The organism is Bradyrhizobium roseum (genome assembly GCF_030413175.1).
Lineage (GTDB): Bacteria > Pseudomonadota > Alphaproteobacteria > Rhizobiales > Xanthobacteraceae > Bradyrhizobium > Bradyrhizobium roseum.
The window spans coordinates 1,006,632-1,020,338 of the sequence record NZ_CP129212.1 but is presented as its reverse complement, the minus strand read 5'-3'; the positions used below and the strand labels follow the sequence as shown (position 1 = coordinate 1,020,338).

Sequence of the window (13,707 nt, the reverse complement as noted above, 5' to 3'; positions counted from 1 at the left end):
AGATGAAGGCGTTTCCGGTATCTTTTATTGTTTCTGCCGCAAGCCTATGCGGGCGGGGAGCGCAGTTCAACAACCTTGCAATCAACCTAAACGCGAATATGATCCGGAAATCTGGAATTGCAGGTTTTGCCGATGTTGCGCCGGATTGGTTTGGCTGCTCTGCTCATTGCCGTCTCGCTATCTGTGCATGCAGAGACTGATCAGATCAAAGAGTGGCAAAAGCAATTCTTTTCTCATCTTCAGAGCCACAGACGCTTTCCGCGGCAGGCGATGGGTGAGACAGGCACGGCCAAAGTCGGGTTCGTGCTCGACCGGCAGGGTGATCTCGTTTCGCACTGGTTGGAGGAGAGCACAGGCAATCGCACGCTCGATGAAGAGAGCCTGGCCATCCTCGAACGCGCCAAGCCATTTCCTATGCCTCCGTCAGATCGTCTAACGGAAGATCGCATAACTTTCACGGTTCCGATTATCTTCCGCTCCCGGCCGGCCTTATCGGGACAGGAGTCTGGCGCATGGGACGAGGAACAGGCGAGGCTGCGGGCAAAGGTGAACAGCATCTGCCGGGGCTGTTGAGGCTTACGCCTTCTGCAATGCCAGCGTCACGCCGCCGAGCACCAGCACCATCGCTACGATTTCGCGCAGGCCGAGCGGCTCACCCAAAATCAGCGCCGCCGAGATCACGCCAATCAGCGGGACCAGCAGCATGCCGGTCGAGGCCGACGACGGCGGCAGGCGGCGCAGCGTCTCGAACCAGGTGAGATAGCAGATGCCCATCGGCACCACCGTCATGTAGACCAAGCAGGCGAAGCCCTGCGCGGTGAGCGCGCCATAGTCGGGCTGCTCGAACGCGGCGCCGAGGATCAGCATCACGAGGCAACCGAGCCCGACCTGCCAGGCGACCACCACCAGCGGCGGCATCGGAAGCGGTACGCGGTTCAGGATGTTGCCAATCGCAAACAGGATGGCGGCGGCGAACAACAGGATGATCCCGGCGATCCGGCCGATGTCGAACGAAAATCCGCCACCGCCCAGGAGCACGGTGACACCGCCCATGCCAAGCACGAGCGCTGCGATATCCACGGGCTTTGGCCGGATGCCGGCCAGCGGCCAGGCCAGCAGCGTCGCCCAGATCGGCATGGTGTAGACGATCAGCGCGCCTTCGCTGACGGGGACGAATTTCATCGCCACCGTGCCAAATCCCATCCAGGCAAAGACGTTGGTGAAGGACGCGAACAAGAGGCGCGGGATGGCCTCGCGCGGGACGTCAAGGGCCTGCCCTCGCGCCTTGGCGATCGAAAACAGGATCAGCGCGCTCGCCACACCGGCAAGTCCGCGGGAAAACAGCGGCGGCCATTGCTGAAGCAGGATCTTCATCAACGGCCAGTTCAGCGCCCATCCGAACGCGGTGACGCCAAGACAGAGAGAGCCGATCCACTTGTCGCGCCGTGCCGCATCCATGGCGGCTTCTTAGCAAGCCAGAATCAGCCGCTCCATCCCGGCGCGCGCATGGCTCTCACGTGAAAAAAATCCGGCGCGCCTTGGGCGCGCCGGAAGTCCGACCAGCCACGAATTCGAAGCTGGTGGCCCGAGCCAGGGGGAGGTGCCTGGCCGCGAAGTCGAAGCCCGTACGTCGCCGTTCGAAGGCCGGCGATGAATCCAGCTGGATGCTACCCCCCGACAGGAAATCGAAACGTGACCTGGTTCACAGCGCTTGCACACGGGAACGTGTCTGCGCCCGGATCGCGGCAGCGATGCCGCGGCTCACCCTTTGCGAAAGCCCTTCACGGTTGCCCATGCGGGCGCCAGCGCATAGCCGACAACGGGAATTGTCGCGGCACCGACCACGAGACCGACGACACCCGAAATCGCGGCCTCGACGATCCATGCAAGGAGCCCGGCAGCCGGAGGAAAGACATGGGCCGCCGCCTCTTCCGCCGCGTGAACGGCGTGCGGGATCGCCGGCGGGCCGTAGATCTCGAGGCCATGCAGGACGATGCCGCCACCGACCCAGATCATGGCTGCGGTGCCGACAACACTCAGCACATTCAGCAGCACCGGCATGCTGCGGACGATGCCACGGCCGACCGCGCGGCCGGCATGCGTGGTGCCCCGTGCCAGCGCCAGGCCGACATCGTCGGCTTTCACGATCAGCGCCACCACGCCGTACACGGCAGCCGTGATCCCGACGGCCACGACCGCAAGCACCAGCGCCTGCTTCCACAGGCTGCCCGCGGGAAGCGCGGCGAGCGTGATCGCCATGATTTCGGCGGAGAGAATAAAGTCCGTCTTGACCGCGCTGGCGACCTTCTCATCTTCGACCGATTTTGCGCTCAACGCCACCGTGCCGATTTGCGACTCATGCTGCTTCGCGCTGTGCGGCATCACGGCCTCGAGCACCTTTTCCACCCCTTCGTAGCAAAGATAGGCACCGCCCAGCATCAGGAGCGGCGTGATCGTCCAGGGCAGGAAATAGCTCAGCAGCAGCGCCGCCGGCAGCAGGATCAGCAGCTTGTTGCGCAGCGATCCCGCCGCGATCTTGCCCACGATGGGAAGCTCGCGCTTCGGCTCGAACCCGATCACGTAGCCGGGCGTGACCGCGGTATCGTCGATGACCACGCCGGCGGCCTTGACGCCCGCCCTGGCGGCCTGGCTCGCCACATCATCGAGCGACGCCGCAGCCACCTTGGCGATCGCAGCGATATCATCGAGAAGGCCGATCAGCCCGACACTCATCGGCTATTGCTCCACACCATCAGACGTTCGTTTCAGGAAGACCGTAGCAGTCAACTCAACAAAAATCCGGCGCGCGGTGCGCGCCGGATCATTTTCTGCTCCCAGGCTACGACCGGGGGCTCTACCTAGCCCGCGGCCGCCCGCGGCGCACGGTTGCGCGAATTGCGCTGGAAGAACAGCGCCTGGCTGGCGACTGCCGAGACCATCGCCGGCTGGAACGGCTTTGAGATCAGGAACGCCGGCTCGGGGCGTTCGCCGGTCAGGAAGCGCTCGGGATAGGCGGTGATGAACACCACCGGCACCTCGAAGAGGCGCAGCAACTCATTGACCGCATCCAGTCCCGACGACCCGTCGGCAAGCTGGATGTCGGCGAGGATCAGGCCGGGCTTCTTGTTCTTGGCGAGCGCCACCGCATCGGAATGGGTGCGGGCGACGCCGATCACGTTATGGCCGAGGTTCTTTACGAGGCTCTCGAGGTCCATCGCGATAAACGTCTCGTCCTCGATGATCAGAACGTCGGTGGCGATTTCCGCCGCCATCTCGCGGCCGGCGGTGTCCGTCAGTGCGCGCATCTCGGGGATGTCGACGTTGAGGATGAAGGCCACCTCCTCTTCGGAGAAGCCTTCCAGCGAGAGCAGCAGGAACGCCTGCCGCGGCAGCGGCGTGATGTTGGACAGCCTGCGCTCCGGCGGCAACGCCAGCGTCGTGACCTCGGGATTGTCGTTGAGCGATACCGAATTCCAGATCTGGGTGAAAAGCTTGAACAGGCCGGCACGGGGGCCGTGCTTCTCATCGAGCAGCGAGCCATCCTGCAGCAGGGCTTCCAGCATGGCCCCGACATAGGCATCGCCCGAGGCCTGGTTTCCGGTCAACGCACGGGCATAGCGCCGCAACAGCGGCAAATGTTCAGCAACGAGCTGTGATCGGGACATCCCCATTCCATCCTTTGTCTTGGGCTGCATTCTCGCCCGTACGTGCTACTTAGGGTCTCAGCCGCGCGGACGTAACCATAAAGCACCGCGCCGCAGGTCAATTTTAGATCTGGCGGGGGGACCGTGGTTCCCCTGTCACCTCCCGACTACTCCCGGGGGATCAAAAAGTTCCAAAAAAAGTTCCCGGATTTCGGAACCTTCCGCAGCTATTCGCATTAGCCTTCGACGTATAACGCGGTGGCCTAGGCCCAATTTCGAGGTAACCTCTTGAAATCACAGAGAATTAACTCTCGGGGAAGCGTGGATGAGACCATGAAGGAAGTAAAGAAGCAGGGCGGGCTCAACGCCGAGATTCAATCCAGGATCGGGCATCAGCTTCGCGCCATGTACGATGACGTGGTCCGGCAGGGCGTGCCGGACCGCTTTGCGGAACTGATCCGGAAGCTCGATGGGCCAGACGCGGCGGCGGCCCAGATCGACGATCCGGCAAAAACCAGCGGGAGAGATTAATGCCTCTCACAGACTCTCTTCGCGATGATATTCTGGCGTCGGTACCCAGCCTGCGCGCGTTTGCGATTTCGCTCTCGGGCAATGGCGACCGGGCGGACGACCTCGTGCAGGAAACGCTGCTGCGTGCCATCGCCAATATCGACTCGTTCCAGCCGGGATCGAACCTGCCGGCATGGCTGTTCACCATTTTGCGCAACCTGTTCCGGTCCGACTACCGGAAGCGGCGACGCGAGGTGGAGGATGCCGAGGGCAATTATGCGAAAACCCTCAAGACCCAGCCGGCGCAGAACGCGCATCTGGAGTTCGAGGAGTTTCGCCACGCCCTCGAGAAACTGCCGCAGGACCAGCGCGAAGCGTTGATCCTGGTCGGTGCTTCCGGCTTCTCCTATGAGGACGCCGCCGCTATCTGCGGCTGCGCGGTCGGCACCATCAAGAGCCGCGTCAACCGCGCGCGCTCGAAATTGTCCGCGCTGCTGTATGTCGACGGCGCCGAGGATTTCGGGCCCGACGAGACCGTGCGTGCGGTGATCGGCGGCAACGGCGGATGACGACGTGGTCGAAATGACACGGAAAAGGCGGCCTCGACGGGCCGCCTTTTTTGTTGGTCGTTTTGTGGATGAGGTGCCTCTGCTACCCAATCCAGAAGCAGGCCGCGTCAGTTCAGCCCGCCGAACATGTAGATCAGCACGAGAATCGGCAGGGGAATACCGAGCATCCACAGCAGCAGATAACGTCCCATGATTGAGCTCCGTCGGTCATTGATATCGATGCGGAGCAATGCAGAACGGCGTGACGGAGTTCCCTAACGCGCCGGGCGCACAGGCGCGGTAATCTGCTCGGTGCGGTCGCGCTCGGTCATGTCGACGACGGTGACCATTGGCGCGGTGAGTTCGTAGATGTAGCTCACCTCGGTGAAATAGCGCTTGGCGGTGCCGCCGAGCGCTTCGGGCGCGACGCGGTCGAGCAGGATCAGGCCGAAATCGCTGTCTTCGCGCCGGGTGGCCGCGCTGGTGTTGAACTCCTCCCAGCGGAAATGGAAGGTCTGGTCGGGCTCTTCGCCCGTGACTTCCCAATTGGCCGTGATGTGCGGGTGCTTGCCGACCAGCGACAGCCCCTCATCGGAATGCGAGGCGAGCTCGAAGAACAACAGCGAGAGCGATTGAGCGGCGCGCGCGCTGACGGCGATGTCGGGACCGTTGACCGCAATGCGATCGGCATGCGGGATCGCGCGCGACTCGAACAGGCCGCGGAGCTTGACGCCTTGCCACTGGCTTTCCGAAAGCAGCGTCACCACGTTCGACATGGCATGGATGCGGCCGATCAAAAGGTCGCGCGCCACGTCCAGGTCGGAGCCGTGGCGCAAGGTGCGCGTCACGATCGACTGGATCACGGCGAGGATGTTCTTGACCCGGTGGTTGAGTTCGTCGATGACGGCGGTCAGCCGCCGCTCGAAGCCGATCCGGACCTGAATCTCGCGGCTGAGCCGCAGATTGTTGTAGGCGACGTAGCCGAACAGGCCGCAGACGATGCCGGTGAGCGCAAAGCCAATGGCCGCCACGATGATCGCCGTCTGCTGGGCGCGCTGCACTGCATTTTTCTTGGCATAGTAACCGAGCGACCAGTCGCGACCGCCGAACGTAACCGTCCGCACCACCGACGGCGGCGGATCGCCGACCTTGACCGCTCGCAACGAAATCGCGCCCTGGTCGCTGGCGACGTATTCGTCGCTGGCGTCATCGGGGTCCTTCAGCACCACCGAAAACAGCGCGCGGTCGTCGTTGGTCAGCATCAGCGGCGACAGTTCGTAGGAAAACGTGATGAATCCGGCGGGCTCGGAGGTACCTTCCTTCAGAACGGGCGACGCGAGCACGAGGCCGATCGGCCCATCCTTCCGCAACAACGGAATCGGGTTCGATGCCACCGGCTTGCCGCTGGCCGCCGCCTGCACCAGCATCGGCCCGATCACCGAATGACGGTCGTAGGCGCGGCCCGGATAGCTCAGCCTATCCGCACTGCGCGGTTCGAGGTCCATCAGAACGTCGAGCGGCTGATCGATCGCCTTGATGTCGAGCGGCTTGTCGTCGAAATCACGGATCACCGGGTTGGTGAAGCCTGCGCTCTTCAGCTCCGCCTGCGCCGCCGCCAGATCGACCGGCTGGAGCCGCGCGATCCAGAACGCCGTCACGAAATCGGTCTTGAAGGCATAAATCGCTGAGCGCAGCGGCTGCAGCATGTTGGCTTTCACTACCGACGGCGCGCGAAACAATCCGGACGCAACGCGCGCGAGCAATTCGCGCTCGGTCAGGCGGTCCTGCACCAGGCTGGCATGAACGTCGATGGCGCGCGACAGCGCGATTCCGTCGATCGCCATTTCCTGTTCGTGGACGCGATAGGCCGCAAAACCGGAGAGCAGAACTCCGATCAGCGCGATGAAGCCGATGATGAAGCCCAGCCGAACCACTCGCTTACTCGGAAATGACGTGTTGGCGAAGACGTATCGAAAGCATCTTTGAGCCTGCCGGGGCAGAGACACAGGGCAATAGCGCGAAGGCCAACCGCGGCGAATATGACGGAGCGTTCATCAGCACGCAACTGAGAGGTTGGCAGCGAGGTAAACGACAGGCCGCCGTTAACGCTGAATTGGCGGGGCCAGAGATTGATAATCCGATGCCGCCGATTTGGTTCCCGGCGCTGAAGGAGTTTTTGTGCGCTGTGCGGCGGTCCGGTCGTTAATGTTAACATACTGTCGCGCGCCGCAGGCCGACGGGCCTCGCGTGCCCTGTCCGAATCGTCGCGCGGTCCCTACCCGGCCTTCGCCGCCGGGCGCAGGCCACCCTTGGCCTCGATGAAGCCGATGATGCGATCGAGCCCCTCGCTCTTCTTCAGGTTGGTCATCACGAACGGCCGCGCGCCGCGCATTCTCCTGGCGTCGGTTTCCATCTTCTCAAGCGACGCCCCGACATGCGGGGCTAGATCGATCTTGTTGATCACCAGAAGGTCAGAACGCGTGATACCCGGTCCGCCCTTGGACGGGATCTTGTCGCCGGCTGCGACGTCGATCACGTAGATGGTGAGATCGGCAAGTTCGGGGGAAAACGTCGCGGCGAGATTGTCGCCGCCGGATTCGATCAGCACCAGGTCGAGATCAGGGAATTTCGCCCGCATGTCGGCGACCGCGGCGAGATTCATCGAGGCGTCCTCGCGGATTGCCGTGTGCGGGCAGCCGCCGGTCTCGACGCCGGCGATGCGGTCCGGCGTCAAGGAGCCAGAGCGCACCAGAAACTCCGCATCCCATTTGGTGTAGATGTCGTTGGTGATTGCGGCGATGTCGTAGCGCTCGCGCATCGACTTGCAGAGCAGGTCCATCAGCGCGGTCTTGCCGGAGCCGACGGGGCCGCCGACGCCGATGCGAAGTGGACCGTGGGAGTTAGACATGTGTGCAGCCCTCTCTCATGTCGTCCCTGCGAACGCAGGGATCCATAACCACCGTCCATGGTTGTTGCAAACGGCGTCGCCCGTCCTGCCTGATCGATGGATCACGCGGTACGGGTCCCTGCGTTCGCAGGGACGACGCGAGAGTGCGCCCCATCATGACCGGAACAACCTCGTATATTGCGTCTCGTGCCGGAGGCTGGCGAGATCGGCGCGGAAGGTGACGCTGCCGAGGTCGTCGAGCGACGCTGCGAGCGCGCGCTTCGCCGTGGTGGCGACATCGGTCTCCAACGCAGCGAGAATGCGTTGGCTGTCGGTCTGCCCGAGCGGCACCAGCCGCGCGCCGGCGGAAATCCAGTTCGACACCACCGCATGCAGGAAGGCATGCAGCGCCGGCGCAACCGGCAGCCCGTGGGCTGCGCTGACGAGACCGACCGCTATGGGATAGACGATCGGGCCATCGCAGGCGGCGACCAGTTCATCGAGCCCGTCACAGGTCCAGGCCGAGCGCGCGATCTCGATGAAGGCGCGGCCCTGCGTCGTGGTCTCGAGCTGGCGTTCGCGCGAGGGCACGAAAGCGGCGGCGAGTTCGGCAATCTCGCGCAGCGCCACGTCGTCCCCGATCGATCCGACGCGGTGCGCCTGCGCCAGAAACACCGCGTCGCAAAAGCCCGAGCCCTCGCCGAGCATCGCGGCCAGCCAGCCGCGCAGCGACGCGGCATCCGAAATGTCGCCCGCCTCCACCGCCCATTCGATGCCGCTGGAATAGGAGAATGCCCCGACCGGAAACGACGGCGACAGCCAGGTCATCAGGCGATAGAGCGCCGCCGCCTCATCCGCATTCATGCCGCCGCCCACATCGGGCGGCGCGGGCTCACTTGTGGTCATGAGCATGGGAATGATCGTGGTGGTGGTGATCGTGGTCGCAATGTTCGTCGTGATGATGGTGGTGGTCGTCGCCGTGGTGATGATCATCATGATGATGGTGACCATGGTCATGCGCGGCGTGATCATGGGCCGGCTGCGCATACGCGCCGCCCTCGGGATCGAACGGCGCCTCGATCTCGATGATACGTGCGCCCAGTCCCTTGACCATCGCCTCGATGACGTGATCCCTGCGGATCCGCAGGCCTTTTGGCATGATCTGCGTCGGCAGATGGCGGTTGCCGAGATGCCAGGCGACGCGGACCAGATGCAATGGATCCGCGCCGCGGATTTCAAGCAGCGGCTCGGCGGCGGCCACCACCTCGATCAGCCGGCCATCCTCCAGCACGAGCGCATCGCCGCCGCGCAGCGCGACGGCGTTCTCCAGGTCGAGCAAAAACTCCAGTCCGCGCGTTCCCGTCATCGCCATCCGCCGCCGGTGCCGGTCGTCGAAATCGAGCACGACGGTATCGGCCGCGGATTGCGTCCAGCGATGCTGGCCCAAGACTGTTGTCGCGCGGATCATGGGGATCAAAACTTCTCCACCTTGCCGTCGCTGATGATCTCGATCACCGTCGGCGCGGTCTTCATTTGCGAGGAATATTCCCGCCACACCTTCATGTGCGGCGCCTTGCCATGCGCATTGAGGTCGTCGCGGGTCTCCCAGCGCTCCACCACTACATACAGATTGGGGTCGTTGACGCTGACATGGCCTTCATAGGAGAGGCAGCCTTTTTCCTTCAGCGTTTCGGCGATGCAGGCCTTGTGGCCCTTGATGAAGTCGTCCTTGTTTTCCGGCTTCATCGGCGTGGTGGCGATCACGTAGATCATGAATCGTTCTCCCTTTGGCTTTTCTTGATTAGCGGACGTCGACCTTTTCGGGCGTGATGATTTCGATCTTCGGCGGCGCCGACATGCATTTCACGGCGACGCGGCCGAAGGTCTTCATGTGCTCGGCGCCGCGGTGGGGCCCCAGTGCCTCGGCATTTTCCCACTGTTCGACGAATACCATCTTGGCGGGATCGGTAACGCTTTCATGCAAGTCATAGGCGATATTGCCCGGCTCTTTCCGGGTCTCGGCGATGCAGGCGGTTGCGGCGGCGATGAAATCGGCGCGCGTTTCAGGCTTGATGGTCAGCGTGGCAACGACGTAAATCACTCAAAATCCTCCCGGATACTTGTTTTGGCTGGTTCCGGGCGGGACCTTAGTACAGAAGCACAATCGGACGCAAAACCGGAATCCACCTTTGCCGATCGCGCTTTAGAACATGAAATACCTCTGCGCCATGGGCAGCACCTCGGCCGGGGCGCATGTCAGAAGCTCGCCGTCTGCACGCACCTCATAGGTCTCCGAATCAACCTCGATCTTCGGCGTCGCCCCGTTATGGATCATGCTCTTCTTGGAGATACCGCCACGGGTGTTTTTCACGGGATAGAGCTTCTTCTCGATGCCGAGCTTGCGCGCAAGACCACCGGTAATCGCCGCCTTCGAGGTGAACACCACCGACGACGCGGTCAGCGATTTGCCGTAGGCCGCGAACATCGGCTGGTAGTGTACGGGCTGCGGCGTCGGAATGGAGGCGTTGGGATCGCCCATCGGCGCCGCCACGATCGAGCCACCCTTGATGATGCAGTCCGGCTTGACGCCGAAGAACGCCGGCGACCACAGCACGAGGTCGGCCAGCTTGCCCTTCTCCACCGAGCCGATCAGTTTCGAGACGCCATGCGCGATCGACGGGTTGATGGTGTATTTGGCGATGTAGCGTTTGACCCGGAAATTGTCGTTGTCGTTGCCCTTGTCTTCCGGCAGCGCGCCGCGCTGCTTCTTCATCTTGTCGGCGGTCTGCCAGGTGCGGATGATGACTTCGCCGAGCCGGCCCATCGCCTGCGAGTCCGACGACATCATCGAGAGCGCGCCGAGATCGTGCAGAATGTCTTCGGCCGCGATGGTTTCCTTGCGAATCCGGCTTTCGGCGAAGGCGAGATCTTCCGCAATTGACGGATCGAGATGGTGGCACACCATCAGCATGTCCAGATGCTCATCGATGGTGTTGCGCGTGAACGGCCGCGTCGGGTTGGTCGAAGACGGCAGCACGTTCTTCAGACCGGCGATCTTGATGATATCAGGCGCATGGCCGCCGCCGGCGCCTTCGGTGTGAAACGCGTGGATGGTGCGGCCCTTGAACGCCTTCACCGTGTCCTCGACGAAGCCTGACTCGTTCAGCGTATCCGAATGCAGCATGACCTGGATGTCGTAATCGTCGGCGACGCTGAGACAGTTATCGATCGCGGCCGGTGTGGTACCCCAGTCCTCGTGCAGTTTCAGCGCGCAGGCGCCGGCCTTGATCATCTCGACCAGCGCGGCCGGGCGCGCGGCGTTGCCCTTGCCGGATATGCCGAGATTGACCGGGAACGCGTCGAACGACTGGATCATCCGCCCCATGTGCCAGGGCCCGGGCGTGCAGGTGGTCGCAAACGTGCCGTGCGACGGCCCGGTGCCGCCGCCCAGCATCGAGGTGACGCCACTCATCAGTGCGTGCTCGATCTGCTGCGGGCAGATGAAATGGATGTGGCTGTCGAAGCCGCCGGCGGTGAGGATTTTTCCTTCGCCCGCGATCACGTCGGTGCCGGGGCCGATGATGATGGTCACGCCGGGCTGGATATCCGGATTGCCCGCCTTGCCGATGGCGGCGATCATTCCCTCCTTGATCGCGACGTCGGCCTTGACGATGCCCCAGTGATCGACGATCAGCGCATTGGTGATGACGGTATCGGCCGCGCCCTGCCGGTTGGTGACCTGCGACTGCCCCATGCCATCGCGGATCACCTTGCCGCCGCCGAACTTCACCTCCTCGCCATAGATGGTGAAATCCTTCTCCACCTCGATGATGAGATCGGTATCGGCCAGCCGCACCTTGTCGCCGGTGGTCGGACCGAACATGTCGGCATAGACGGAACGTTTGATTTTTACGCTCATAGTTTCCCCTGCACCTCGCCGCGAAAGCCGTAGATGACGCGCTTGCCGGCGAGCGCCACCAACTGCACGTCGCGGGTCTGCCCCGGCTCGAAACGCACCGCGGTGCCCGCCGCGATGTCGAGCCGCATGCCGCGCGCTTTCTTCCGATCGAACTTCAGCGCCGGGTTGGTCTCGAAGAAATGATAGTGCGAGCCGACCTGGATCGGGCGGTCGCCGGTGTTGGCGACGGTGAGCGTCACAGTCTTGCGGCCGGCATTGAGTTCGATCTCGCCGTCCTTGATGAAGAGTTCGCCGGGGATCATCTGGTGCTCCTATCGGATCGGCTCATGTACGGTGACGAGTTTTGTGCCGTCCGGAAATGTCGCCTCGACCTGGATGTCGTGGATCATCTCCGCAATGCCGTCCATGCACTGGGCGCGGGTGATGACCTGCGCGCCGGACTGCATCAGTTCGGCCACCGTGCGGCCGTCGCGCGCGCCCTCGACGATGAAATCGGAAATGATGGCGATCGCCTCGGGATGGTTGAGCTTGACGCCGCGCTCCAGCCTGCGGCGCGCCACCATGGCCGCCATCGAGATCAAGAGCTTGTCCTTTTCGCGGGGAGACAGATTCATGCGAGCACTCTGGTGGTTTGACCTAGTTGAGCCACAGCCGGGGTAATGCCACGCTGCTGGCGCGGCCGAGCACGGCCATCATATCGGCGCGGAGCCGCGCTGCATCTTGGGCACAGAAGCGCGCCATTGCAAATCCATTCCACGCGGAGATGCCCACCTCGCCGCCGAACGATTCCGATGCCTCGCGGATCCGCTCCACCAGCGCCTCGTCGCCGGGGACGATCAGCGCGGTGCCGATGGCGACGCCACCGTTGGCAACGGCCGGCCGCGCCAGCTTTTCGCCGATGTCGCCATCGAGCCGGACGGTTTCCGCGAATACGAGACGGCCCCCGCGGCGCAGGCGCCAGCGATCGACGAACTCGCCGTGCAACATCGTTTCGCCCATCGCCGCGCGGCCGAACACCACGATTTCGCAGAGCAGAAGCGAAGCCTCTTCGGCCAGGTCGATATCGATCCGCCGCGATATTCGCGCGCGGTCGAACAGAATGGTCTCCTGCGGCAGCCATGCCAGATGCGCGCCGGCTGCTGCCCTGAGCGCGATGTCGAGTTGCGCGGCAGGTCCGGGCGCGCGATAGACTTTTTCCGCCGCCGCGGTCGTCAGCGTCAGCCGCGCCCCCTCGCCTGCCGCGATGTCGATATCGAAACGGTCGCCGCCGGCGATGCCGCCGGCCGTGTTGACGAACACGCCCGACAGTCCCTCCGCTTCGGGCGAGGGAAAGCGCACGCGCAATGAGCCGGATTCATGCAGATCGCCACGGCGGGTGACGCCATCCTGCAAATGCACGCCGAACCGCACCGCGCCCTGGGCGCGGTTGGCTGCGAATGTCGCTGAACTCGCGCGTGCGCTATCGGTCCGCATCCATCCCCCAAATGTACGCCCGATACGACCTTACAACGCCATCTGGCGGCTGATTTCGGCGGGATCGAGGTGAGCGCGGTCGCAGGCATATTTCACCGCGCCGCGATCCATGACCGCGAAATTGTCGCCGAGCTCGCAGGCAAAGTCGAGATATTGTTCGACCAGCACGATCGCCATGTTGCCGAGGCTGCGCAGATAGGTGATGGCGCGGCCGATGTCCTTGATGATCGAGGGCTGGATGCCTTCGGTCGGCTCGTCCAGCAGCAACAGTTTTGGCCGCATCACCAGCGCGCGGCCGATCGCCAATTGCTGCTGCTGGCCGCCGGAGAGGTCGCCGCCGCGGCGTCCCAGCATCGAGTTCAGCACCGGAAACAGCGAGAATACGTCGTCGGGAATGTAACGGTCCTCACGCCTGAGCGGCCCGAAGCCGGTTTTCAAATTTTCCTCGACCGTCAGGAGCGGAAAGATCTCGCGGCCCTGCGGCACGAAACCGATGCCGGCCCGCGCCCGCTCGTAGGGTTTGAGACCGGTGATGTCGTGGCCCTCAAGCGCGATCGAACCGCCCGCTATCGGATATTGCCCGACCATCGCGCGCAAGAGCGAGGTCTTGCCGACGCCGTTGCGGCCGAGCACGCAGGTCACCTTGCCCGGCTCCGCCGACAGCGAGACGCCGCGCAAGGCCTGCGCCGCACCGTAGTACAGGCTGATATTGTCGACCTTCAGCAT

Annotated in this window: 17 protein-coding genes; 3 read left to right on the top strand and 14 right to left on the bottom strand. The window is 63.4% G+C overall.

The features are described 5' to 3' along the window. Positions 1-117: 117 nt before the first annotated feature. Entirely contained in the window at positions 118-573 is a 456-nt protein-coding gene (locus QUH67_RS04675) for an energy transducer TonB family protein (RefSeq protein WP_300945491.1), read from the top strand. Positions 574-576: 3 nt separating this feature from the next. Here the strand turns inward: QUH67_RS04675 and QUH67_RS04670 are convergent, their stop codons facing one another. The 3 genes from QUH67_RS04670 to QUH67_RS04660 all read right to left on the bottom strand — a co-directional run bounded on the left by QUH67_RS04670 (position 577) and on the right by QUH67_RS04660 (position 3,665). After that, a complete protein-coding gene (locus tag QUH67_RS04670) occupies positions 577-1,458 on the bottom strand; it encodes a DMT family transporter (protein ID WP_300945490.1) in 882 nt (293 codons plus the stop codon). Between the two features lie 303 nt (positions 1,459-1,761). Beyond that, on the bottom strand, positions 1,762-2,733 hold the full coding sequence (locus QUH67_RS04665; RefSeq protein ID WP_300945488.1) for a DUF808 domain-containing protein: 972 nt from the start codon (positions 2,731-2,733) through the stop codon (positions 1,762-1,764). A 125-nt stretch (positions 2,734-2,858) separates the two neighbouring features. Next, on the bottom strand, positions 2,859-3,665 hold the full coding sequence (locus QUH67_RS04660; protein WP_300945487.1) for a response regulator: 807 nt from the start codon (positions 3,663-3,665) through the stop codon (positions 2,859-2,861). Between the two features lie 312 nt (positions 3,666-3,977). Between QUH67_RS04660 and QUH67_RS04655 the strand changes: the two genes are divergently transcribed. Beyond that, the gene (locus tag QUH67_RS04655) at positions 3,978-4,175 is read left to right on the top strand and encodes a NepR family anti-sigma factor (protein ID WP_300945485.1); all 198 of its coding nucleotides are present in this window, start codon (positions 3,978-3,980) and stop codon (positions 4,173-4,175) included. Continuing rightward, the gene (locus QUH67_RS04650) at positions 4,175-4,723 is read left to right on the top strand and encodes a sigma-70 family RNA polymerase sigma factor (RefSeq protein ID WP_300945484.1); all 549 of its coding nucleotides are present in this window, start codon (positions 4,175-4,177) and stop codon (positions 4,721-4,723) included. Before QUH67_RS04655 ends, QUH67_RS04650 begins: the two co-directional genes overlap by 1 nt. A gap of 254 nt (positions 4,724-4,977) precedes the next feature. On the opposite strand, the gene QUH67_RS04645 is transcribed toward QUH67_RS04650, so the two are convergent. The 11 genes from QUH67_RS04645 to urtE form a co-directional block, all read right to left on the bottom strand. Next, positions 4,978-6,636 (bottom strand): CHASE domain-containing protein, encoded by a 1,659-nt coding sequence (locus tag QUH67_RS04645; RefSeq protein WP_300945483.1) that lies wholly within the window; start codon positions 6,634-6,636, stop codon positions 4,978-4,980. 341 nt (positions 6,637-6,977) lie between these two features. After that, a complete protein-coding gene (gene ureG, locus QUH67_RS04640) occupies positions 6,978-7,610 on the bottom strand; it encodes an urease accessory protein UreG (RefSeq protein WP_300945482.1) in 633 nt (210 codons plus the stop codon). Positions 7,611-7,763: 153 nt separating this feature from the next. Further along, positions 7,764-8,501, bottom strand: a complete 738-nt coding sequence (locus QUH67_RS04635; RefSeq protein WP_300947939.1) for an urease accessory protein UreF — start codon at positions 8,499-8,501, stop codon at positions 7,764-7,766. After that, positions 8,482-9,057 carry an urease accessory protein UreE gene (locus QUH67_RS04630; protein WP_300945480.1) on the bottom strand — a complete coding sequence of 192 codons (576 nt, stop codon included), beginning with the start codon at positions 9,055-9,057 and terminating at the stop codon, positions 8,482-8,484. Before QUH67_RS04630 ends, QUH67_RS04635 begins: the two co-directional genes overlap by 20 nt. Before the next feature lie 5 nt (positions 9,058-9,062). Beyond that, positions 9,063-9,362, bottom strand: coding sequence for a putative quinol monooxygenase (locus QUH67_RS04625; RefSeq protein WP_300945479.1), 300 nt, complete (start codon positions 9,360-9,362; stop codon positions 9,063-9,065). A gap of 28 nt (positions 9,363-9,390) precedes the next feature. Beyond that, positions 9,391-9,690, bottom strand: a complete 300-nt coding sequence (locus tag QUH67_RS04620; protein WP_300945478.1) for a putative quinol monooxygenase — start codon at positions 9,688-9,690, stop codon at positions 9,391-9,393. Positions 9,691-9,792: 102 nt separating this feature from the next. After that, entirely contained in the window at positions 9,793-11,508 is a 1,716-nt protein-coding gene (gene ureC, locus QUH67_RS04615) for an urease subunit alpha (protein ID WP_300945477.1), read from the bottom strand. Next, the gene (locus QUH67_RS04610; protein ID WP_212419424.1) at positions 11,505-11,810 is read right to left on the bottom strand and encodes an urease subunit beta; all 306 of its coding nucleotides are present in this window, start codon (positions 11,808-11,810) and stop codon (positions 11,505-11,507) included. The genes ureC and QUH67_RS04610 overlap by 4 nt, the downstream gene beginning before the upstream one ends. Positions 11,811-11,819: 9 nt before the next feature. Beyond that, the gene (locus QUH67_RS04605; protein WP_291854211.1) at positions 11,820-12,122 is read right to left on the bottom strand and encodes an urease subunit gamma; all 303 of its coding nucleotides are present in this window, start codon (positions 12,120-12,122) and stop codon (positions 11,820-11,822) included. A 22-nt stretch (positions 12,123-12,144) separates the two neighbouring features. Next, entirely contained in the window at positions 12,145-12,981 is an 837-nt protein-coding gene (locus QUH67_RS04600; protein WP_300945475.1) for an urease accessory protein UreD, read from the bottom strand. A 30-nt stretch (positions 12,982-13,011) separates the two neighbouring features. Then, a complete protein-coding gene (gene urtE / locus QUH67_RS04595; RefSeq protein ID WP_300945474.1) occupies positions 13,012-13,707 on the bottom strand; it encodes an urea ABC transporter ATP-binding subunit UrtE in 696 nt (231 codons plus the stop codon).